Source organism: Alteromonas sp. K632G (genome assembly GCF_017653625.1).
In the GTDB taxonomy this organism is placed as follows: domain Bacteria; phylum Pseudomonadota; class Gammaproteobacteria; order Enterobacterales; family Alteromonadaceae; genus Alteromonas; species Alteromonas naphthalenivorans.
On sequence record NZ_JAGGDM010000024.1, the window covers coordinates 24,188 to 46,517 of the forward strand.

The window sequence follows — 22,330 nt, forward strand, 5'->3', positions numbered from 1 at the left end:
TAGTTTTAACGACCATTAATAGAAGGCGTACTTCAATTGAATTGAAGACGTTCTTCCGCTAATCGGGCGAGCACGAATGATGTCGCCAGCTGATGCAGCACTTTCTTCAGACTCAGTAATAACAAACTCATCGGTGGCGTTGTTTACATTCAACGATACTGAGAATTGGTCAGATACATACCAAGTGGCAAATAAGTTAGCTACTACGTAAGCGTCTTGCTTAAGCTCGTTTGAGTCTTGAACATAGTACTCTGTTGAGCCTTGTAACGACGCACCAATACTGAAGTTTTCAAAGTCATACTGTGGAATAACCGTGTAGATGAAATCAGCTTGACGACGAGGAGTCTTACCTACTAATGCAGGATTGAACTTGTCTTCACTAATTTCTGCATCTGTCCACGTTGCATTTCCTGACATTGTGAAACCGTTACCAAAATCGTACTTACTTTCAAGTTCTAAACCTGTTGCTTCGTATTCACGAATAAAGGTTAAACCGCTTGTCACTTCAGCTTGAGTATCTTGGGTTACCGTATTGAACAACGTCGCGTTAAATTTGAAGTCTCGCGTACCGTACTTGACACCAAACTCTAACTGCTCTGTTTCGTCGAAACCACTCGTTGTGCTTGTTAAGCTGCCATCGGCATTAAGGGTACCAGCAATTTGAAGTAGTCTATCGGCGAGAGCCCGGCCACCTTCACTATAGCGACCAAAGAAAGTCACAGAATCGCTGTACAGGTATGAACCACCAAGTGAGAATGATGTGTTACTTGCTTCGTAATCAACAATTTGACTTGTTGCGTTAGCTCGGTTCAAACGAATTACACCACCACCGAAGCCAAAGCCATTTGATGCAGATGCATCTTCAGTATTACCTGAAATAACCCCATCACCATTAATGTCTACATCGGTATTACCGCCGCAACACGAGTTAATAAGTTCGCCATTCGCTTGCACTGTGTCACGACGTGCACTCACGTCAAACAACCAGTTATCACCTACTTCGAAGCCTACGTTAATGTACGGCGCCGTAGTGGTGTAGTTTAAATCCCATTCCCATGAAAGGAAGCTTGGAGCCCAAAGCCCCTGGTCAACAAGTGCAGTACCGTCGGCATCTTCAATATGAAGATACTGAGAGTTAGTACCGTCAACCGTTTGGATAAACGTATTCCAGCTGTTCCAGCTAATAGCGATATCTTGCTTAGAGTAGTAATAACCTGCGGTTAGCGTTACCCCATTGGCGTACTCTTTACGAAGACTCAAGTCGTTGATCATATTACCTAAATCATTGTAAGTCGTATCGAACAATAAATTAAGGAAAGCTAAGCCGTTGTACTCTTCACCGGCATTTGGACCATTCGCAAGCGTTACGCTGGTTGAATCACAGTTGAACGCATTACCATCACCGTCTAAGGCTGAAGCACAAATTGCGGTAGCCATACTGCTAGCAGACTGCGGTCCATAAGCTCCGAAAGTATCAGTGAATGGAGATACGAATCCACCGCCTACATCAGACGTTCTGAATTTGTTAAGCAGGTAAAGATCTTCTGCCACTTCCAAATCAGCTTCAAAGCCGAAAGAGGTCACCTCAGATTCAATACCGTCCGTTAGATCACGATTAACTGGGTTACCGAAAGAATCGAAAGTCGAAACATTGGTAGTGTAAGCAGAATGCAGTGTTTGGCTGCTTGCATCGAAGTTATCTACTGCGCCATAGCTGCCGTTACCTTTTACCAATACCGGAGCTGGTAAATAGGTCGTTACTCTGTCGTCTAAATGCTTGAAGTAAAAGCGTAAATGACCGTTTTCGAGTAGTTGAGTGAAGTTGATTTTTACTTGGCCACCTTGGTCGCCGTTATAGCCGGTGTCACGAACACCTTCACCACCGCGCGCAAAACCACCAATGTGGAAATAGAGGTCGTCGTTTACTTCACCGCCGTAAGCGAAGTCTAAACGAAACTCTTCGTAGTCAAGACCAAAGGATGTGCCGATTGCACCACCACCTTGTTCACCCGTTGCGCTGATCATGTTGATGACCCCACCCGGTGAGTTACTGGCAAATGTAGATGCTGAACCACCACGTACCGATTCCACCCGTTCTACAGACCAGTCATAACGTAAGAAGTTATCTGCGTTACCGAAGTTAATATCGCCGTACTCTAAAACGGGAAGGCCATCTTCATGAATTTGCATGAATTTAGAGCCGCCGGTAGCCAAAGGAATACCACGAATAGTGATGTTTGCGTTACCGCCACCGCCTGATGATTCGGCACGAATACCTGGCAGCGCACGGAACACCTCAGCCGTTGAGCGAGGTGCAAGCTTCATGACTTCTTCTTCATCAAACGAACTAACAGAGACACTTGCCTCTTGTGCGGAAACACCCGCGGGGCTGGCTGTTACCACGATCTGTTCATACGTTTCTTTTGCTTTCTTCTCTTGAGATGAATTCTCTTGAGATAAATTCTTTTGAACTAAAGAGTCCTGAGCTAAAGCAGCGCCATTCAGGCCTAATAACACTGCAATGCCCAATGCGCTTTTATTAAATGTTGTATGCATGGGTATTCTCCAAAGCTAAGCGAAATTCTCTTGCGCTCAGCTTTATAGAAAGAAGCGAAAGAGAACTAAAACCATAAATTAACAAACATTGACTTAATCGATTAAGAAAAAGATTACTAGAAAAATTGCATTATGTAAAATATTTGTTTAAAAAAATGACCAAATCCATTTCACCCTATTAGCAAACTAAAATTACAAATACATAAAAATCAGAACCTTATACAAAAAACTAACAAGATAAAAAAGTTCATTTTAATTTTAGTTTTTACCCACCATTAACTTAATCGTTTTAGATTAAGATTTAATTAACAATGTATAAACATAGTAAAAACTCAGATAATTCTTACTCTTAGGCATCAAGTTCGCCACATACTTCATAAAAATCAAGCGCAAGTCTTCGCAATTATCTCATTCAAAAATAGACCTTTCTTACTAAAAAGCGAATTGAGAGATCGGGGTTAGCCTTGCCAAGATTTTGGCATATTAGGCTCGGCGATGTTCCACATAAAAAGCTGAGCTCTGGGTCGTTATATTGTTGAGGGGTTAATACGTGAAGCCGGGCAAGCCGGCCATGTATTCTCTGTCTAGGTGAGAAATGGCGTAGCATGGATGTGTATTCTCTGTCTAGGTGAGAAATGGCGTAGCATGGATGTGTATGCACACAACACTGATCACCATCTTTAAAAAACTCTCAAATATTAGTGCCGCGTACATGCGAACTTAGATTTAGCCACTGTAGAGCTCTCCCTCAAGCTCCTCGTTTAACTCCCATTCAATTCAAGAACTGCGCTCACTTCAACCGCCATATTGCCCGGCAAGCTACTCATGCCAACGGCGGCTCTTGCTGCTTTACCATCATCACCAAACGCAGTGACAAAAATATCGGAAAAGCCATTTATCACGAGTGAATGCCCAGTGAAATCATCAGTGGCATTTACCATCCCCGTTATCTGTAGCACTTGTTTTACCGTGCTCAAATCGCCAGTGGCTTCTTTAATCGTTGCCAACGCGCATAGCCCCACCAATTGAGCAGCATCGTAACCCTGCTCTACCGATACGTCTTGCCCCAATTTGCCAAGTACACTCTTGCCTTCACAGGCCCCGTGACCCGATAAGTACAATATGTTTCCCGCACGTCGCCATGTTACGTAATTGGCTATCGGCTTCACTGGCGCTGGCAAAGTAAACCCCGCCGCTTTGAGGTTTTCCTCTGGCGAATTCGCGCTTGCAACTAAAGGCATTAATATTAATAAAGCTGCTGTCGATACTATAAATTTTTTCATCATTTTTCCTTTCTACAGGCTTTTTAAAGCGAGAATTAAGTGATTTATTTCTTCAGCTGAAATGAATATCTGCGGTGTAACTCGTATACAACAACCACTGGCTAGCCCTACTCTCAATACCGTAAATACGTTGAATTCATTTTCCAGTCTTTTCTTCAGCACCTTTGCGTCGTTTAACGACACTTTCTCTCTCATTCTAAATGCTCCCATTCCTGTGCTTGATGCGTCATCTTCGCCGCCCAACACTTCAATATTAGGCAGTTTTCTTGCTTCTTCTACCCACAAATTGCGCAAGTAACGCAACCTCGCTTCTTTATTGGCAGCCCCAATAGACTGATGAAAGTCGATAGCGGCAGGAATCGTTAAAACAGACGCAAAATTTGATGTGGCAGTATGAACCCGTTTGTGAGCCAACGTATTGGTAGGGTCGGTCTCACCGGGGTATGGAGATATTTTGCCTAACGTGCCCTTCTTCATATAAAGCGCTCCCACCCCCACTGGGCTGCCTATCCATTTGTGCAAGTTGAAGCCTGCCCAGTCCACATTTAAGTCGGTAATGTTAAAGTCGAGCAACCCCCACGATTGGGCACAATCACAAATAACATCTATACCACGGGCTTTTGCGGCTTTAGCGATATCAGCAACAGGCAATATGAGGCCGTGCTGATTACTCACATGAGTAAGCAGCATTAGCTTCAAATTAGGGTTTTCATCAAAGGCTTTCGTGTATACCTTGAGGATCTCTGCTTGATTGGTTTGCGCGGGCAACGTGACTTCCACAGGTTCGACGCTCTGCGTTTTAGCCAACCACCGCATGGTGTCTTTAAAGCTAGGATAATCGATGTCGGCAAATAATACGGTGTCGTTAGCATTAAAGTCGTTGTACTGACGCATTAAGTTATGAATCGATTCCGTCGCGTTACGAGTGATAACGACTTCATCATAATTAGCACCTAGCGCTTGTGCGATTTTGCCAGCGCTTAGCTTTAGGTCCTCAGAGAAATGCTTACGTGCATAAACGGAAAGTTGTGTATTCACCATTTTCGTTTTATCAACAAATACTTCCTGCACCTGCTTAGACATCTTTCCCCAGTAACCATGTTCTAAATTAACTATCCGCTGCGCTTTGTCATAATTCAGTGCAACTTGTGCCCAAAATGATTCATCTTTTGCCAGCAACTCGGGCGATATATTATTAGGTCTTGGGGGTAACTTAGCGGTGGTCGATGATGCAACTTTACTATTAGAATGAACCAATTTTGACGCCGCAAAGGTTCCTAACACCCCACCAATTAGGGTTTTTAACGCCCGCCTACGGTTTAAATACTCCGGCACTACACTCATGAAATCACGCTCACTACTAGGCCTACATTGAAAAGAAAAACATCGTATTTCACTAAATTTGAATCATAAGGAGTCTATCGCAGCCAATTGAAGCAATTGTTAAACCACATGATTTAATGGTGTGTATTTCTGTTGGCTACGCCTTGTGCATACCGCACCTCTAATTACCTTACTTGATGGGGCAAAATAACTTCGATACTCAGAACTGCTGCTTTGTTATTTTGTGTAAATTTCCAGCAAAAAAACGTAAAGCCTAAGGCACTTTTGCGGGAAGTTAATTAAGGTTTCAGATACTAAGCAATGATTGCACTGAATCAAAAAGGAGCGAGATATGAACAAATGGTTTTGGGGTGTATTGATTTTCTGCTTTATTGTAATCAATGAGATAACAGTAGATTGGTTACTCGCCATTACCATTGGCGGTTATGGTTTCGAAGCCAGCTTCGAGCATATCTTTCGATATTCCTCTCCTTTTGCTTACTTTGAATCGGCTCCCTTTCGGCTCATTCCTTACTTGCTACTTACTAGCCTAGCTGCTTTCCTTGGTGACTATTATTCTGTTCATGAAAAAATGGCATTTTGGGGAGCACTAATAGCAATAGCGCTTTTTCATTTTTGGGGATATTGGGGCTTAAATTACCCTTCCTATAATGGTGAGCGCCTATCATCGACAGCCGCATTGGCACTTCTTTTTATTCCCCTGCACGCTATTTGGGTTGGCTTACTTGCGGGTATAGTTACAGGGCTTTTATCGTTATTGTCCGCTAGTATTTTCAAGAAAATTCGCGGCGTTTAATGACAGTAAAACAGCCAATTAAACGCCTTCGAATAAGCGATCTTGCTAGCTACCAATTTGCAATGAAATAATCCGCTTAATTTCGCCCAGCGATAACACCGCCATCAACATCCCAAATCGCACCGGTTACCCAACTCGTTTGTTCTTGTAACAGGAAGACAATACTATTAGCGATATCATCAGGTGTTCCAATGCGACCTATTGGATGAAAACCGTTGAAGCCGGCTAGCGCATCATCAAGTTCAGATGGGTCAATAAACGACTCATAAATAGGCGTTTTAACTACCGCAGGCGATACTGCATTTACCCGTATATTATGCTCTGCTAGTTCCATAGCCATATGTTGCGTTAATGCATGCAAGCCTGCTTTTGCCATTGAATAGGCAGAAGACGGTGTTGCTTTTATTGCCTGTTTCGCCCACATAGAACCAATATGCACAATAGCGCCGCCGCCATGCTTAATCATATTATTCGCCACTGCCTGACTAATAAAAAAAGTAGCGCGATTTAAGCTTGCATAAGTATCGTAATCACTGCCCTCGTGAGATAAAAAGGGCTTAGGGTTAAAGTAGCCAGCAGCGTTCACTAGGTGCTGAATATGTCGATTTTCAGTGTTTATACTATGAATAACTCTGTCTATGTCTTGCTTAAGATATAAATTTGCTTGAATAATTTCTACCGTAGCGCCACCTTTCGATATCGCTTCTAAATCAGATTTAGCAGTAGCCAATTTGCTACCTTTATTACCTAAAATAACAACACTAATACCTTTAGCAATAAGTTGCTTGGCGGTGGCCAATCCCATTCCACTAGAGCCACCTACTATTAGTGCTATGTTTGAAGTATGCATAATTAATTACCTTGGTTATGTTAAACTGTGTGGCGAATTTAACGGTAATTAATAGGCTTAAAAAGTAAGTACTTATCGGTAAGGTAGGTACTTTTTGGTACATCTTAATGAAAACATTAGAGAAGAATTTTTCAAAAAAATTAGCACCAAGCAAAGCGGCTCAAATGGTAGAAACTATTTATGGCTGTAAATGGTCGCTTACCATTTACCAACTTCTGAATAATGGTATTAATCGCCCCGGCGAAATGGTGCGGTGCGTAGATGGCCTTACCACAAAAGTACTCAACCAATGTTTACGCAAAAATATCGAGTTTAATATTTTAGCCCGCGTTTCTTACAACGAAGTTCCGCCCCGAGTTGAGTACGAGGTCACTGAGTTTGGCAGAAAGTTTATGAGAGTACTGGATGAGCTAGACACCCTACAAAATGAAATAGATGGGCATGAATAGTTACTAGTTATCCCCTCTCGCCCTACCACTCACACTTTCCTGCTCCACTGATAGGCCACTCCCGTGACAGGCCAGCCTCCTTCCCTCCAGCACTGATTAAAAAAAACGCGATAAAAACTTGCGCTTTAGAATTACACATGTAATCTTTAATTAAGACTACACATGTAATCCATTTATAGAAAAGTCACTACCACATTGGTTAAAGCGAAATAATTATGAACACACCTAAAGCGCAGCCAGATATTAGCAATACCGAGTTTGAAGTATTAGACGTGATTTGGGACAGCAACCCGATTTCGTCTAACGAGGTCATTGAGCGCCTTAATCAACATAAACCGTGGCATGAAAAAACGGTGAAAACCTTGCTTGGACGCTTAGTAAAAAAGGGGGCTATCAGTTTTCACAAGCAGCAGCGCCAATACCTTTACTACCCCTTAATTGCCCGCGAAGAATATGTTCAAGAAGAAACCAGTAGCTTTTTAAGCCGACTCTTCAAAGGTAAAGTTGCGCCAATGATTGCAGGCTTTGCCAACCAAAACGAGTTATCTAAAGAAGATATCGATGAGCTTAAAGCGGTGATCAAGCAATGGGAGAAAAACAATGATTGAGTGGATGATTTCTCAGCAAACTATGTTAACCGTTGTTCTGGCGCTATTGATTCTTTGTGAGCGATTCCTCACTCCCCAACTAGGCACTACGTTTGTTTACAAAGCATGGTTACTACTTCCGGCTGCACTTGTGATGAACAACCTACCAATTGATTTGGTTTCTATTCCCGCTAATAGCATTAGCCGCTATTTAGTAGGTATTAACCCTAATGTATCCGGTGGGCAGTTTAATGTGCTGTTTTGGTTATGGGCAACGGGTGCTAGCGCAGTAGCGGCTTACATAGCGGCAAACCATATAAGTATATTAAGATCTATTGATAAAAAGCACCTTGTGCGAGCGCCTAGCGCAACGGTTCCGGTAACTTCAAATACATCACCTTCCCTTCGCGCTTATTATTCTGATAAAGCTTCTACGCCTATGCTCTTTGGCTTCTTGAAACCAGCCGTACTGCTGCCAAGTTACTTTAAGACCGCTTTTTCAAACTCCCAACAATCATTAATACTTGAACATGAAAGTGTCCATAACCAACACAAAGATAACCTATGGAATGCTATTGCGTTAGCGTTTGCGGTGCTTTTTTGGTTTAACCCCGTGCTCTGGATTGCGTTGAAATCGTTTCGTAGCAGTCAAGAATTAGCATGCGATAACGCAGTGCTCGCCAACAAATCACCAACCGAGAAACTCATTTATGCAAAAGCACTTGTATGTTGTGCCGAGCATAATTCACAAGCAGTAAACCTGTACCCAACCTTTGGAGAGAAAAATACAATGATTAAAAGATTAAACGCGATTAAAACCCCGCATAAAGGTAATAAATTACTTGCCGCTGGCACAGCTGCTATTTTTGCCTTAGTAACGGCCAACATGGCGTTAGCCAATGTGCCACTTCAAAATACTGAACACAAACAGTCGAAAGTTGACGAAGCAGCCCCGGTAGAATTTGTATCGCCTGAATACCCCAAATCGGCCGAAAAAGGAAATATTGAAGGTTTCGTCGTACTGCAGTTTGATATTACTAAAAACGGTAACACCGACAATGTCACTGTAGTTAATGCCACTCCCGAAGGTATATTTGATGAAAGTGCAAAAGCTGCGCTTGAGCAATGGAAATACAAACCAGCAATTAAAGGTGGTGTAGCCCGCAGGCAAACAGGTTTGTTAGTGCAGCTCGACTATAAACTTGACCAGCCATTAACGGCGGGCACTGATAAGTAAGCTTAAGCCAAAACAGTAAGAATACTAAAAGGAGCTCTTGCTCCTTTTAGTGTTTTCTTCAAACAAGGCTGTTTTGTTTTCGACCACTCTGTCTTAGACCATTCCATCATAGAACGAAGCAAATATTTCACTGCATTCAGTAAAGACTACGGGCACTCCGGGCTCCCTACATTACTTTACCTTTCTTCACCTACCTTAACCTTCTGTAACTATTACCAAAAATTCTTGAGGAAAGGCTCGGCACTGTTTTTGCCTCATTCTATCGTTAGCGCTAGTGATGAGTATCGATGCTGATTGGTTTTGATACCGATGGATTGGATATTATTTATTAGCAAGACCCACAAGCAACAATTGGGAGGAAACATGGCCGGTGGCTGGGCAAAAGACGGGGCAGTACAAGATCAGATAGATGCAAGCGTTGAAGATGCCGTGGCGCGTGCTAAAAACAGCATGTATCAGGGTGAAAGTGCAGAGTTCTGTGAAGAATGTGACGCTCGTATACCAGAACGAAGACGAGTAGCTGTGCTCGGTGTGCAGCTGTGTATAAACTGTCAAGCTAAATTGGAAAAGGCGACTAAGGTTGAATCGGCCTTTAATCGACGAGGAAGCAAAGATAGCCAGCTAAGGTAATTTCCCCTCCTGCTTCTTAAAGATTAACTATTGTTGATTTCACTTAATATTGCTAGCACCTATTCTATTCACTCCTCTATCGCAACAGCGGTGATATGGCACGTACCATTGTGCTCGAGCATTACTAAGCAATGTCTTCAATAGCAGCAAATTATAATCCACTTAACGCTATTTATGCGAAGTCAAATTACTGGAGCTCCAGGGTTTTTATTCGACATTAATAATTCGACACTTTTAAATAAATAACAACATCAAAAATAAGTAAAAAACTCCACCCCCCTTTTCTTTAAAAATAGCCGCCATGAAAATAGAACCACGATTTTAAATGTACTGACATGCATTTACATGTAATCAACTACAAGTATTTAGATATATTTAACAGTCCATTTATTAACATTTATTTCTTGCTACACCATCTCTATTAAATATAATTTCCAAGATATAATACTAAATGTAAATGTTACTTAATGCTTGGTAAGTATTGCATTAATTATTACATTTTCTTCATTTACTTAAGTTTAATTGATATTGAAGAATCGACGCACACCGCAGCCATTAAGGCACCTCTAATAAACTTCTAACGACTTCTGCTCTCTGGCTTAGTTATTGCCATTTTAATAGTGCGTTCAGTATTAGCACTACGATGGCAAGGTTTAAATACGCCGTCCTTCATTTATTAGAGGAATTCATTATGGAAAGAGAAATCGTTGGAACACCAAGCTCAACGGCCGCTAATTTTAGCCTTCCAATAGGGCATCGCATCAGTTGGGGCGCTATCATTGCTGGTATTATGTTAATGATTGCGTTGGGTTGGCTTATGCTCCTTTTGGGCTCTGCTATTGGCGTGGGTATCGCAGATGCTACAGACCTATCTGCAATGGGTAACGGATTAGGCATAGGGTCGATTATTTGGATATTAATAACCACTATTTTCTCTACGTTTGCAGGTGGTGTACTTGCTGCAAAAATGGCAGGAACTGCTGATGATAGAATAGGTGCCCTACACGGCCTAACTGTGTGGTCTGTAGGCACAGTACTTATTGTTATGTTAGGTGTTTCCGGTATCGGCAGTACGATGAACTCAATTGGTAGTGCATTAGGTAGTGCTAATAAAGCCAGCACTACAATTTTAAAATCAGGGTCTGGTAATGAAAGTATGTTGCCCGAATCAGTAAAAACCAGTATTGCCGCAGTGATGAAACGCCAAGCATCACAGGTTATCAGCGAAACAGGCACGGGCTCACAAAGCCCAAATCAGCAAGAAGTAAGTTCAGCTATTGAGTCTTTAAATGCTGAAGATACAGGTGCAATTACCAGTGCACTTATTTCAGGCGACACAGAAAAAGCCCGTAATGAATTAACGCAGCGAACTAGCTTATCAGATGACGAAATCGACTCGATTATCACCGGTGCTCAAGAAAAGGCTGAATCGTGGAGTAACTCAAGTGAATCTAACGAAGCTAAAAATTGGTTAGGCCAGAAAATGGCTGATATTGAAAGTTCGGTGAGCCAATCGGTAGGTGGCATGGCAGGTAGTGAAGTGTCTTCACAAGAAGTTAGCCAAGCATTGAAAGATTTAGATTCAGATACATTGGTTGAAGCGGGTCAGTATTTAATTACTGGTAAACCTGAGATGGCGAAAGATGTATTAGCCGTCAATACCAGCTTATCTGAACAAGAAATTGAAGCCATTGTTAGTGGCGCAGAAAAAGAAGCTAAGCAACTAGTATCAGAAGCAAAAGCTGAATTAAACAAAGTATCGGAAACGGTAGGTACTTATACCCAAGCGGTTCTATGGACAGCCTTTATCGCCTCTGCACTTGGCCTAATAGCCGGCTTAATCGGCGGTCACCTTGGTGCTGGCGCTGTACGTAAAGTTTATGCGGTAGCGTAACAAAAAGCGATATCACCGTTGCGTACACATTAAGTGAAAATAATTGAGGAAGATATTATGAGAATGGGTTTACTAAGTTTAGTCATTGTAGTGTTGATAGTAGCAGCGTTAGTTCAAAACGTAGCTATTGGTGGAATTGGCGGTTTACTTCTACTTGTGGTGCTGCTTCTTTTCCTAACTGGAAGACTATAGATACATGTTTTTTTACTCTCACTCTTTAACGAGCTTATTTTCCAAGCAGCTTAGACTCCAATAGATTAGAGAGTAAAAAAGGCTATTAAATAATAGCTTTCAAATAGAGAACAAGGCTCCTTTAGCATTTGCTATAGGGGCTTTTTTTCTTGCTATAAAAATAATATTTCACTTCACATTAAATAGATTATTTTAAAATATGCATGGCATGTACTTTGCTTTTCTCTATATACGTCATAAGTGCTAAAAATTTAAAAACACGAACGTAAATATTAATTCGAACCTTTTTATATTTATGCGCAAAAACGGTTCCGTTAATAATTCATCAATAGCATTTGCAAACCGTATAGGAGAAAAGCATGTCAAAGATTAATCAATTTACTATGCAGGATCCCCGTTATCAGTATGATGTTTCAGATACTCACAAGAATGATGATCAGCCAGACCCTGGGTTAGATGAAATTCTGTCGCCTAAATCGGACCATGGTGAGAAGACCTATGAAGGTTCAGGTAGATTGAAAGGGCGCAAAGCCCTAGTTACGGGCGGAGACTCTGGCATTGGCCGTGCGGTGGCCATCGCATTTGCAAGAGAAGGTGCCGATGTAGTGATTAATTACCTTCCTAGTGAGGAAAAAGATGCGCAAGACACGCTAACGTATTTGTCAGACTGTGGTATCTCGGCACATGGTATTCCCGGCGATATTTCTGATGAGAGCTTCTGTGAGGAGTTGGTTAGTCAAACCGCAACAAAACTTGGCTCTATAGATATCTTGGTGAACAACGCGGGTAAACAGCAATTTGTGGCTGAGCTAGAAGATTTAACCACAGAACAGTTTTGTAAAACTTATCAAACCAATGTATTTGCTATGTTTTGGATAACAAAAGCCGCAGTGAAACATATGCCCGCAGGTTCGAGCATTATCAACACTACATCTATTCAATGCTATCAACCTTCTGCTGGTTTACTCGACTATGCTTCTACAAAAGGTGCTATAACCAGCTTCACAAAAAGCCTAGCGAAGATGTTAATTGAAAAAGGGATACGAGTGAATGGCGTAGCGCCCGGCCCTATTTGGACACCCATTCAACAAAGTGGCGGCCAGCCTGAAGAGAAGCTCCCTAAGTTTGGTGAAAACGTGCCTTTAAAGAGACCAGGCCAACCTGCCGAGCTAGCACCAGTCTATGTATACCTTGCATCTCAAGAATCTAGCTATGTTACTGCTGAAATTACGGGCGTAACAGGTGGTCAACATCTACCATAATTTGCGGATATTTAGTTAAACATTAACCCAACTGCTCACCCGAGTAGCAAATATGCTATTCGGGTAAGCATACCCTTATAGCTTTTCACCGCACGAATGCTCACGTTAACCGTTTAGCCATTGCACTATGAAGAGACTTTTGCAAATCATAACCCATTGATTTATAAGTTCCTTAGAATGTAATAATAAAAACGGAAAACACATGAAATTAAAAACGCTTGCCTTAGCGTGTGCCTCAACATTTGTAGTTGGGTGTGCCACTCAACACACTTCTTCAGTCAATCAAGCACCAGCTGCCGAGCTATCAACACCATACACGTTAAAGTCTGGCGGAGAGATTTCTGAAAGACAAAAGCATTTATCCATTAGTCATGCAAAGCTTGCCTTTTCCTTCGATTTCGACAAAGAGATAGTGTTTGGCGATACCACACTTACGCTGCAAGCGCCTTTACCACAACAAGAAATCTCTGTGGATTTAGACACACGTTTTACCATTGAAAGCGTTTGGCTCAATGGTACCGAGCTACCTGCACAGCAATTTAGTAACCTTGAAGGCGAGCTTATTGTTTCGCCAAATAGCAGTGTGTCTTTTCCTGTAACGCTCCGCATTGTCTATTCCGGACATCCACGCACGCCAATCAGAGCCCCTTGGGATGGCGGAGTGATGTGGGAAGAAACACCGGATGGACATCCATGGTTGGCAACAGCAGTGCAAGGTGAAGGGTGCGACATTTTCTGGCCGTGTATTGATCAACCTTATGGTGAACCTGCTAACACCGAGCTTTTCATTACCGTACCTAAGCCGCTTGTGGCCGCCAGTAACGGCGTATTGGTTGCTACTGAAGAAAAAGGTAATGACCGCACTTTTCATTGGCAAACCAAGTCGATGCACAATACTTATGGCATTGCCTTAAACATAGCGCCTTATGAAAAGCTGACCAAAAGTTTTACCAGCATATACGGTAACACCTACCCGTTAACCTACTACCATCTTCCAGAAAACGAAGAAAAAGCCGAGGCATTATTTGCCGAACTTCCTGAAATGATAACCTTTTTCGAGCGGATGATTGGCCCCTACCCGTTTGCCAACGAGAAAGTGGGCATAGTACAAACACCTCACCTGGGTATGGAACACCAAACCATTAACGCCTATGGCAATGAATATAGAAAAGATGACGCTGGATATGATTGGTTAATGCAGCACGAGTTTGCCCATGAATGGTTTGGTAATCAGCTAACCAACGACAACTGGGATCACATGTGGTTACACGAAGGGTTTGGCACCTACATGCAACCGTTATATGCACAATACTTACACGGCAATGAAGCCTATTTTGTGAAGCTTAACGCACAGCGAAAAGGGTTGGCTAATGCTCACCCTATCGTTAGCAACGAATTGATGTCTGAAGAAGATGTGTATGAAAAAGGCCCAGCAGGTGATATTTATGCCAAAGGTTCATGGGTTATTCATACACTTAGAGGGCTAATGGGTGATGAACCCTTTTTCCGTTCTGTAACCGAACTTGTGTATGGCCGTGTTGACCCACAACCAGGCAATTTCGAACCTATTTTCGCCAATACTCAAGACTTTATCGATATCGTCAATAAAAACAGCGAGCACAATTTAGATTGGTTTTTTGACGTGTATATATTCAGCGCGGCCTTACCTATATTAGATGTAGCCCGTACAGAAAATGAAGTCACCTTTACGTGGAAAACAGAAGGTGACTTGCCCTTCCCTATGCCCCTAGAGGTTAGCGTAAACGGTAAAGTAACTACGCTTGATATGCAAAACCAAACCAGTTTAATGGTAACCGAATACGATGTGGTGGTTGCCGATCCTAATAGTAAGGTGCTTCGCTACGAACAGCGATTCGAGGATTATAAAGCCTGGCAGGAAGCGCAAGCTGAAATGAGGAAAAAGCAGACCGAAAAATAAGCTTAAAGCAGGGAGCTTAAAAAGCTCCCTTAAATATGCGCTAATTGAGGTTGGTAAAACGAACCCATTGATACCCCGTTGCCGTTCTATCGCTTCTTGGAAATGGGAGTAACCACCTTACTACTCTCTACCAGTTCTTCTAATGCCACACCTGGGTCTTCTTCCCCAGCCACTGACGTAGCATAGGGGCTAGCTGCTTCAGCTTCCTCATCTGAAATGGGGGTGACGTTTCTGGTACGAGAGCCAGTGGTCTCGCCCTCCTTGTTTTGATTTTTATCTTTCAAGCCACGCATTAATTCCTCCAAGTAGGGTACAAATTCTAAGGCTAATGCTATCAATAGTACGGTAACTAAATACCATGTGGGTAAAGGGTCTTCTTTAAGTTGTAGCGCGAAGTCAGCAGGAATGTCGCCGAAACCAAACAGCGCAATAAAATGCGGCCAATGACGACCCACTACTAACACTAAGGCTAGCAGCGGGATCATTTCTAAAAAACTATGAACATGCTGCTCAATTGGGCCTACACGGCGCTTAGTTACAGCATAAGATACATCCCACATTGCCGTTGCTTCATGCACAAAAAAGAGCAAGATACTGATAGCGATAATTAGGCTGTTTACTTCGAATATCAGCACCATGAAAAGTGGAATGCCCACTTCAGCGAACATAAGTAAATGGATAAGAGATTCTTTTGCGCCGCTCGTACCAGAAATATTACTTCGCCTGTGGCAAAACCAGTCGACTATGCCCGCCACAAACCAGATGGGAATGATGAAATACATTAGGATAATTAGCGTAGGATCGTCCATAAAAACCTGCATCTCCTCTTAAACAAGGCCTACATCAAGTGACATAAGCGAAGGTGTATGAGGTTATAAACGGACAACAGAGCAGAACAGATTAGCAGTTCATTAAATTTTTTTAACGTTGATGGTAGATATTTAAAATTGGCAAGTCGATGCTATTCAATAGCTTCTTAAAATAGGACACCCACATTATCAATAAATTAATTTGTGAGTGTCCCAGCTACCCAAGCGTTCTAAAGCACCTCAATGGGAGTATTTTTCATTATTGAAGCCCGTCTTGGAGTAAAAGCACTGAAGGCTAATCTAATAAAAATTCATCGAATAGTATTACTTCAGAGTTTAAGTCCGAAGGATCGAAAACATAACTTTTCACGCTGCCAGACTGCGTATCCAACACTGAAAATACCGAAAGGTTATTACTGGTTACAAACGGCAAATTTGGATAACTTTCATTTTCCATGCTCATCGGGCTGAATAAGGTTGGAAAGCTCATCACTCTATCCTGGGGATCACCGTTCGGAGGATAATTTTCAATATCCCAGCGAGGTGCCGCAGAATTTACATCTTCCCAAAAGTCTGAATAACTCGCCCTTACATCTGCCGTATAAGATCCGGTTGAATCTATGTAATACGCGCCATAACTATTGCCCACATTCGAGCTTTCAAGGTAATTTAAGCCTTCAACCTCTGCTCTGTTCCATAGATGTGAGTGCCCTATGTGGACCAAATCAACATCATTTTCAATCAATAAGGGTTCAATATCATTTAGCCAAACATCTTGCGCCAGTGGGTATTGATAGCGTATTTCTTCCGCTGTTCCAAGCAAAGGAGCGACTTCGGATGTCCACGTTTCAGGGGCGATTGGAAAAGTATATTCGGTGATAGTTTCGTTCTGATTCTCATCAGTTGTAACAACTTGCATTACAGGCTGTGCTAAAACGGGAACCGTATTATCACCTAATCCAAAGACGCCTTGATGTGCCATAACCACTTTGTATTTAGCCTCTTTAAAAGCATCGGTTTCCATTACGCCCTGCAGCCATGCGTATTGATCTGATTGAGCATCGAATCGCTCGAAAAGAAACTCTCCAAATCCCCATTCAGAAGGCGAGTCAAGGGTATCTATACTTTCAACAAACTTTGTTTTACTGGTACCTGAAACGCTCCAAGAGCGCCATATTCGAGAGACATTCATAGAGATAATGAATACATCACCAAACGAAGCAGCATAATAATCTTCTCCTGATGGCCCATCATCCGGAAAACTAAAAATGTCTAGAAAGCTCTGCTGATTATGTGAATTATCCGCTATCCACTGCGCTTTTATACTTTCATCGCCGTCAGGATTAACCGTTTCAGCTACTTGATCATAAGCTACTTCAGCATACCAAGCAGGCTGAGGATCGTTGAAGCTTCCGTTTAAAGAATATCCCTCTTTTTCAGGGGTATAACGTCCCATGACTTCGTGATTTCCGATAGTACCAAATAACGGAGCATGCTGAAGAATTTCGCCTCCATTATAGGGAAAACCTGGTACATAAGCCTGATAGTGGCCTTGCAATGCGGGGAAAAAAGCGGGAGAGTCTTCTTTTACTTGGTCGAACCATTCTGATGCTCGGTCAGGGACGTTTACGAAATCTCCTGCAAACAATACGGCATCTGGTACGCCCACGGTTTCAACCACTTTTTGATAATTTGCTACCACGTTTTTCTTAGACTGAAGATCCGAGGTTAACAATATTTTCAACGCCTGACCTTCTGATGGTGCAGGTGCTAGCGTGAAGCTATTACTCTTAAATTCAAATCCGTCTTCATCGGTACTGGTAACGAAATAATCTACTCTTTCACCTTGAACAAGACCTGTTGCTGTTGCCTCATGACGATAAACATCACGGTAGGTTAAAGCATCATAATTAATGTCTCCCAATGAAGAAGAAGTATCTTCCATCATTCGGTTTAATTTGGTCGTAGTAATTTCCGAGGTTGATGAACTTCCAAAGGACAATTCGTGCTCACTGCCTTAAAATTCGTAAACCACACAACGTTCACAGTGCTCGGTGTAGGGAGTTGCAAAAATGGGTCTGTGAGCATTTCATGTTCAGGATTAACTACTACTGGTACCTCTACGGGAACCTCTACTTCAACGGTTTCATCGTCATTACACCCGGTGAGTAACAAAAGCGGGGTAAAAAAGATTAGCGTTCGCCACTGTATCTTCATAAAGCCTTTTCCTTTTGTGTTATAGATTTAACCTATTGTTCGTGAAAACAATAGAGAAAACCTATGAAGTAAGGGCTGAACATTTATGAATTTTTGGTGAAATATTCTTGAACCGTAACGTTAAAAAGATTAGTTAAATCATATATATACAGGAACTTATAAAACCAAACTTCAGCAGATTCATTTTACTAAAAGCGTGACCCAAACCATTCTGTGGTCAGAACTTGCTTGTCTGTCATTAACTAACCTATACAAGTCACTGTCTTTGGTAGGCCAAAATACGCCAGCGTCTTTTACGTCAAAGCCATACTGTGAAGGCAGTACATAATCGGCTCTTGCCCCCCAATAGGCAGTGAAACGGCTACTGAAGGCTTCGCTTGAGGCTGCTGCGCCACCAGCACTTGTTGGAATAAGGCGATTGTTCACCAACGGGCTTTCGGTTAATTGCTCTATCACATCAGGTCTGTGTTTATCGCCAATATCAGCGGCATTAAAATCGCCAACTAATACGAACCGGTCGTTCTCTTTTAAGCTAACCTGCTCGCCAGCATCGTCATAAATATAGCCACCACGTTCAGGTGTTAAGTAATCTGCCATTAGACGAATTTCATCGTGATTGCGCGTACCATTTCTGTCTTCAGCGCCGTCGAAATTTGGCGGTGTGGGGTGCATAGCCAATATGTGCACTATTTTTCCGTTCACATTTACCGGAATATCCCAGTGAGATTTAGAACTTAGGCGAAAGGCTTGCCACTCTTCTTTTGAATACCAAGGCGTTCCCTTTTCATCAGTACTGGCAGCAGGTAAAATCGGCTGTTGTGCATTAGGCATATCTTGCCATTTGAAGGTTTGAAAAGTGCGCGCATTCGCCTGTTCAATCGGGTACTTAGACAATACCACCATGCCATATTGGCCTGGGTATAAGCCGTATCCATAAGCATCACCGCCGAATTGTTCTTTTTTGCCATTATTGTCTAAATCAAAATTGGTCGGCTCACCAGTGTTGACGGTATTTGTATAAACATAGCCATAATCCACCGCTTTTTGCCCCCCCTGAGATACATTCAGGTAATGCTTTATAAAGTAATCAATACCTACCGACTGGTCGGCGATATAATCAAACTCATTGAGTAACAGAATGTCGGGGTTAACACGTTGAATTATTTCAGCAATATTCTTAACTTGCGAATTCTCACCATTAGATAGCACCTTCTGTAAAACCTTCGCACTAGGCGCTAACCCAAGCGCTTTGTAGTTAGTCGACTCCATGCTCACATTAAACGTGGCTACTTTTATTGTTTGAAGCCCTTTATGTATTTCAAGCGGTTCTGGGGATTCAAGTGCTTCGGCGTTTAGGGCAGTTGGCAGCAAGGTAGACGACAGCAAGGTAAATAGTGATACAAGAAGCCTGTATTTCATGAGTTTGCTCAGTGGTTATTCTACTTTCTATAAGACTATCAATATTACGGTGATTACCAAGCGGTTTTAACCCATTTATTCGTCGCTTGAAATCTTAGTATGGGCTCACATTTTTTACTCGCTAAATTAGATGCAGTATAGTGAGTGTCCATTTTTAGGTAGTAAGTGCATGTCGATTAACCTGCGTAAAACAAGCCGCAATTTTCACTTGTGGCTCTCTTTGGCCATTTTTATTCCTGTCGTTGTTGTGATTGGCAGTGGTCTTTTGTTGCAGGTAAAAAAAGAGTTCGACTGGCTACAACCGCCTACCCAAAAAGCCGCTGGTAACGCCCCATCTATTAGTTTCGATAGTATTATTGAGGCAATTCAGCTCGTCCCTGAAGCCGAATTAAACAGTTGGAGCGACATCGACCGTTTAGACGTTAGGCCCGACAAAGGCATTATAAAAGTACGCGGAAAGAATCATTGGGAAGTACAGTTGAATGCAACCAATGGCGAAGTGCTGCAGGTTGCTTATCGGCGTACCGATACCATTGAAGCTATTCACGATGGCAGCTGGTTTTTTGAAGGCGCAAAGTTATGGCTATTCTTGCCCGCCGCCATTTTGCTATTCATTTTATGGCTGACGGGCTTAGTGATGTTATTTACTACATTAAAGAGTAAATATCGAAAACGTTACTATCGTTCACAGCAAAAAGGTTAACGCTAGCTGTACACTTTCACCTTGCGCAAATGCCGCTTTGTCGTCGGCGCTTACATAATATTGCTGATTAGTAAGATTACGCCAGCTAGCTTGCAGTGAAGTACGTTGGTTGAATTGCCAAGCCGCGCCAATATCTAATGTCGTTACATTATCGAGTTCTTTTTCACCATCGCCAATATCCCGCTTGCTGGCGCGATAAACAAGCGTTGAAAATAGCCGTACATCCTCTAGCTCATACCCTAATGTTAGTCGCTGACTATGTGGCGGAATATCAGCAATAGCGCTACCTATATTATCTTCGCCCTCAATCCACGCGCCATTTAACTGCGCGAACCAATATCCTTGATCGGGTGTGTTATTTTGCGATCTATTTGCAGCTTGTGACTGTTGCCAATCTAGCTGATAGCTTATGCCTTGAATGGTCGCACTGTCTAAATTACTGTAAACCTGAACATCTTCAGATACCGTAGTACGCTCAATATAGTGGTTGATTTTCTGCCGAAACACTTCAACTGAAGCTGTTAAGCCGTTGCTGTTATACGATAACGAAGCCTGTATATTTGTGGCCTGCTCTGTGTCTAAATCGACATCACCTAACACGGTACCCCGAGGGGTTTCACCGGAGAAATAGCGTTCAGTTAATGACGGATTCCTAAAGGCGCTAGATAAGTAAACACTAGCCGTCCATTGCGGCGAAAGTATATGGCTAGCGCCAATAAAACCGCTGATGTTAGCATTTTCAATATCGACAGCATTGTTAGACTGTTGCTGCCAATCTAACCTACCTCCAAACGCTAGCGAGGTATCACCAAAAGAGCGTGTTGCATCAGCAATACCGGCAATTGTGGTTTCACTGGCATCCAATGTACGAAGCTCGTAAGCTAATTCAGAGATAAAAGATGAGCCGGTCGAGCTTAATGTCTCATTTAAAAGAGATTCACCTACAAGCGAGCCACTAGCAGAGGAAACCAAGGTAAGCTCCCTTTCATCAATAGTTACCCCCTCCCGTCCCAACAACTGAACTTGCCAGTTTACCTGCCAGTTATTGATACGTGCGTTACTGCCAACATCAAATCCGAAGTCTAACGCCTCGCTTTCACTTTCGTTTATCCGATCCTCGGGTCTTAAAATGTGGGTGTCCAATGTGGATTGGTGCCACCAAAGGCTGCTAAATATATTAGAGAATGCAAACGTCATTTTGCCTAGCCAGTGCGTATTTTCTGGGTAGGTTGTTACTCTATCTTCTGGAAAGTCGCTACTGGATTTACCGATATCACGGTTGTCTGAATACAACGTCCAGGCTTCTTTCAGCACACCATTATCCGGCCGATGCCTTAAAAACAAGGCGGTTTGTTCAAACTTATCGAACAGGGTATTGCCTTGTGCGTCAGAGCCGTTATTGCCTTTACGATACGACAGGTTCCAGTCGGTATTGCCTGCATAATCGGCATAACTGTAGTCTTGTGCCTGCTGGTTACTGCTCCACCCTATTTGAAGGTTAGATTTAGTGTTGTACGGTAGTAACAAATCCACAGCGCCACCTATAGCGCCCGAACCTAAATAGGTAGAGGCAGCGCCAGGAATGACGGCAACACCTTGAATAAATGAGGGAGGAACAAACCCAACACTCGCCCCTGCGCGGCGATCACTCACAATAGGTACGCCATCAAGCAAGGTTTGTATTCGCCAGCGAGAAAAGCCCCTAATATTGATATTTTGAATTTGCCCACCTTGCCCATTTAAGTTAACTGAAGGCGATTGGAGCAAAATGTCATTAATGTGGGGGCTACCCACAAGATTCGATTTATCGTAAGTATATTGGGGGAAGATGCTGTTTAAGGTTTGATTGTAATAGGCGCGCTCTGCGGTGACAGTGTACCGCTCGACTTCCTTAGCGCTAATATCGTTGGAGCTTGCATTGTTAGCCCCTTCAGCATCAACACCTTCACTATCAGCGCCTTGAGCATCAGTAGCACTGGCACAAAAAACGGGGACGGCTAAAAAAGAAACGGTTAACAATAGTCTAAAAGGGGCTAATCCAAAACGCGAAAACTTAGCGGAAGATAAAAAACAGAAAGAATACGACAGGCTTTTCATTGGGTCTTGCTACGGTAGTAAAGCTAAAAAAGAAGGGTGAAAATAAAAAACGCGGCAGCGTAACGC

The 22,330-nt window shown here is 42.6% G+C and carries 18 protein-coding genes; 10 read left to right on the top strand and 8 right to left on the bottom strand.

Features of this window, described 5'->3' with window-relative positions:
* Nucleotides 1–15: 15 nt before the first annotated feature.
* The 3 genes from J5X92_RS19050 to J5X92_RS19060 all read right to left on the bottom strand — a co-directional run bounded on the left by J5X92_RS19050 (nt 16) and on the right by J5X92_RS19060 (nt 5,183).
* On the bottom strand, nt 16–2,556 hold the full coding sequence (locus J5X92_RS19050) for a TonB-dependent receptor (RefSeq protein WP_013783099.1): 2,541 nt from the start codon (nt 2,554–2,556) through the stop codon (nt 16–18).
* A 761-nt stretch (nt 2,557–3,317) separates the two neighbouring features.
* The gene (locus J5X92_RS19055) at nt 3,318–3,842 is read right to left on the bottom strand and encodes a RidA family protein (RefSeq protein WP_041452480.1); all 525 of its coding nucleotides are present in this window, start codon (nt 3,840–3,842) and stop codon (nt 3,318–3,320) included.
* Nucleotides 3,843–3,851: 9 nt separating this feature from the next.
* Nucleotides 3,852–5,183, bottom strand: a complete 1,332-nt coding sequence (locus J5X92_RS19060) for an aminotransferase class V-fold PLP-dependent enzyme (RefSeq protein ID WP_013783097.1) — start codon at nt 5,181–5,183, stop codon at nt 3,852–3,854.
* A 331-nt stretch (nt 5,184–5,514) separates the two neighbouring features.
* On the opposite strand from J5X92_RS19060, the gene J5X92_RS19065 reads away from it, so the two are divergent.
* Entirely contained in the window at nt 5,515–5,979 is a 465-nt protein-coding gene (locus J5X92_RS19065) for a hypothetical protein (protein WP_013783096.1), read from the top strand.
* A gap of 76 nt (nt 5,980–6,055) precedes the next feature.
* Here the strand turns inward: J5X92_RS19065 and J5X92_RS19070 are convergent, their stop codons facing one another.
* The gene (locus J5X92_RS19070; RefSeq protein ID WP_013783095.1) at nt 6,056–6,829 is read right to left on the bottom strand and encodes an SDR family oxidoreductase; all 774 of its coding nucleotides are present in this window, start codon (nt 6,827–6,829) and stop codon (nt 6,056–6,058) included.
* A gap of 107 nt (nt 6,830–6,936) precedes the next feature.
* Between J5X92_RS19070 and J5X92_RS19075 the strand changes: the two genes are divergently transcribed.
* The 8 genes from J5X92_RS19075 to J5X92_RS19105 all read left to right on the top strand — a co-directional run bounded on the left by J5X92_RS19075 (nt 6,937) and on the right by J5X92_RS19105 (nt 15,019).
* Nucleotides 6,937–7,278, top strand: coding sequence for a winged helix-turn-helix transcriptional regulator (locus J5X92_RS19075; protein ID WP_013783094.1), 342 nt, complete (start codon nt 6,937–6,939; stop codon nt 7,276–7,278).
* A gap of 215 nt (nt 7,279–7,493) precedes the next feature.
* On the top strand, nt 7,494–7,886 hold the full coding sequence (locus J5X92_RS19080) for a BlaI/MecI/CopY family transcriptional regulator (RefSeq protein ID WP_013783093.1): 393 nt from the start codon (nt 7,494–7,496) through the stop codon (nt 7,884–7,886).
* Nucleotides 7,879–9,102 (top strand): TonB family protein, encoded by a 1,224-nt coding sequence (locus tag J5X92_RS19085; protein WP_013783092.1) that lies wholly within the window; start codon nt 7,879–7,881, stop codon nt 9,100–9,102. The genes J5X92_RS19080 and J5X92_RS19085 overlap by 8 nt, the downstream gene beginning before the upstream one ends.
* 363 nt (nt 9,103–9,465) lie before the next feature.
* A complete protein-coding gene (locus J5X92_RS19090) occupies nt 9,466–9,732 on the top strand; it encodes a DksA/TraR family C4-type zinc finger protein (RefSeq protein WP_013783091.1) in 267 nt (88 codons plus the stop codon).
* A 691-nt stretch (nt 9,733–10,423) separates the two neighbouring features.
* Nucleotides 10,424–11,626 carry a hypothetical protein gene (locus J5X92_RS19095; protein ID WP_013783090.1) on the top strand — a complete coding sequence of 401 codons (1,203 nt, stop codon included), beginning with the start codon at nt 10,424–10,426 and terminating at the stop codon, nt 11,624–11,626.
* A 57-nt stretch (nt 11,627–11,683) separates the two neighbouring features.
* Nucleotides 11,684–11,818: a hypothetical protein gene (locus J5X92_RS21345; protein WP_013783089.1), complete on the top strand. Its 135-nt coding sequence runs from the start codon at nt 11,684–11,686 to the stop codon at nt 11,816–11,818.
* A 359-nt stretch (nt 11,819–12,177) separates the two neighbouring features.
* The gene (locus J5X92_RS19100; RefSeq protein ID WP_126871585.1) at nt 12,178–13,080 is read left to right on the top strand and encodes an SDR family oxidoreductase; all 903 of its coding nucleotides are present in this window, start codon (nt 12,178–12,180) and stop codon (nt 13,078–13,080) included.
* 202 nt (nt 13,081–13,282) lie between these two features.
* A complete protein-coding gene (locus J5X92_RS19105) occupies nt 13,283–15,019 on the top strand; it encodes a M1 family metallopeptidase (protein WP_013783087.1) in 1,737 nt (578 codons plus the stop codon).
* An 86-nt stretch (nt 15,020–15,105) separates the two neighbouring features.
* On the opposite strand, the gene J5X92_RS19110 is transcribed toward J5X92_RS19105, so the two are convergent.
* The 3 genes from J5X92_RS19110 to J5X92_RS19120 all read right to left on the bottom strand — a co-directional run bounded on the left by J5X92_RS19110 (nt 15,106) and on the right by J5X92_RS19120 (nt 19,464).
* Nucleotides 15,106–15,828 (bottom strand): hypothetical protein, encoded by a 723-nt coding sequence (locus tag J5X92_RS19110; RefSeq protein WP_013783086.1) that lies wholly within the window; start codon nt 15,826–15,828, stop codon nt 15,106–15,108.
* A 295-nt stretch (nt 15,829–16,123) separates the two neighbouring features.
* Nucleotides 16,124–17,830 carry a metallophosphoesterase gene (locus J5X92_RS19115; protein WP_244361088.1) on the bottom strand — a complete coding sequence of 569 codons (1,707 nt, stop codon included), beginning with the start codon at nt 17,828–17,830 and terminating at the stop codon, nt 16,124–16,126.
* A 395-nt stretch (nt 17,831–18,225) separates the two neighbouring features.
* Nucleotides 18,226–19,464, bottom strand: a complete 1,239-nt coding sequence (locus J5X92_RS19120) for an endonuclease/exonuclease/phosphatase family protein (RefSeq protein ID WP_013783084.1) — start codon at nt 19,462–19,464, stop codon at nt 18,226–18,228.
* Nucleotides 19,465–19,633: 169 nt separating this feature from the next.
* On the opposite strand from J5X92_RS19120, the gene J5X92_RS19125 reads away from it, so the two are divergent.
* Nucleotides 19,634–20,167 (top strand): PepSY-associated TM helix domain-containing protein, encoded by a 534-nt coding sequence (locus tag J5X92_RS19125; RefSeq protein WP_013783083.1) that lies wholly within the window; start codon nt 19,634–19,636, stop codon nt 20,165–20,167.
* Here the strand turns inward: J5X92_RS19125 and J5X92_RS19130 are convergent.
* Complete coding sequence (locus J5X92_RS19130; protein WP_126871584.1) at nt 20,150–22,264, bottom strand: TonB-dependent receptor; 2,115 nt, start codon at nt 22,262–22,264, stop codon at nt 20,150–20,152. The two genes, J5X92_RS19125 and J5X92_RS19130, sit on opposite strands and share 18 nt — an antisense overlap.
* Between the last annotated feature and the right edge of the window lie 66 nt (nt 22,265–22,330).

Bases quoted from the DNA above. Each gene is read 5' to 3' on its own strand.
- J5X92_RS19080 (WP_013783093.1), top strand. From the start codon at position 7,494: ATGAACACACCTAAAGCGCAGCCAGATATTAGCAATACCGAGTTTGAA.
- J5X92_RS19120 (WP_013783084.1), bottom strand. From the start codon at position 19,464: ATGAAATACAGGCTTCTTGTATCACTATTTACCTTGCTGTCGTCTACC.
- J5X92_RS19110 (WP_013783086.1), bottom strand. From the start codon at position 15,828: ATGGACGATCCTACGCTAATTATCCTAATGTATTTCATCATTCCCATC.
- J5X92_RS19090 (WP_013783091.1), top strand. From the start codon at position 9,466: ATGGCCGGTGGCTGGGCAAAAGACGGGGCAGTACAAGATCAGATAGAT.
- J5X92_RS19085 (WP_013783092.1), top strand. From the start codon at position 7,879: ATGATTGAGTGGATGATTTCTCAGCAAACTATGTTAACCGTTGTTCTG.
- J5X92_RS19070 (WP_013783095.1), bottom strand. From the start codon at position 6,829: ATGCATACTTCAAACATAGCACTAATAGTAGGTGGCTCTAGTGGAATG.
- J5X92_RS19075 (WP_013783094.1), top strand. From the start codon at position 6,937: ATGAAAACATTAGAGAAGAATTTTTCAAAAAAATTAGCACCAAGCAAA.
- J5X92_RS19105 (WP_013783087.1), top strand. From the start codon at position 13,283: ATGAAATTAAAAACGCTTGCCTTAGCGTGTGCCTCAACATTTGTAGTT.
- J5X92_RS19060 (WP_013783097.1), bottom strand. From the start codon at position 5,183: ATGAGTGTAGTGCCGGAGTATTTAAACCGTAGGCGGGCGTTAAAAACC.
- J5X92_RS19065 (WP_013783096.1), top strand. From the start codon at position 5,515: ATGAACAAATGGTTTTGGGGTGTATTGATTTTCTGCTTTATTGTAATC.
- J5X92_RS19055 (WP_041452480.1), bottom strand. From the start codon at position 3,842: ATGATGAAAAAATTTATAGTATCGACAGCAGCTTTATTAATATTAATG.
- J5X92_RS19130 (WP_126871584.1), bottom strand. From the start codon at position 22,264: ATGAAAAGCCTGTCGTATTCTTTCTGTTTTTTATCTTCCGCTAAGTTT.
- J5X92_RS19125 (WP_013783083.1), top strand. From the start codon at position 19,634: ATGTCGATTAACCTGCGTAAAACAAGCCGCAATTTTCACTTGTGGCTC.
- J5X92_RS19100 (WP_126871585.1), top strand. From the start codon at position 12,178: ATGTCAAAGATTAATCAATTTACTATGCAGGATCCCCGTTATCAGTAT.
- J5X92_RS19050 (WP_013783099.1), bottom strand. From the start codon at position 2,556: ATGCATACAACATTTAATAAAAGCGCATTGGGCATTGCAGTGTTATTA.
- J5X92_RS21345 (WP_013783089.1), top strand. From the start codon at position 11,684: ATGAGAATGGGTTTACTAAGTTTAGTCATTGTAGTGTTGATAGTAGCA.
- J5X92_RS19095 (WP_013783090.1), top strand. From the start codon at position 10,424: ATGGAAAGAGAAATCGTTGGAACACCAAGCTCAACGGCCGCTAATTTT.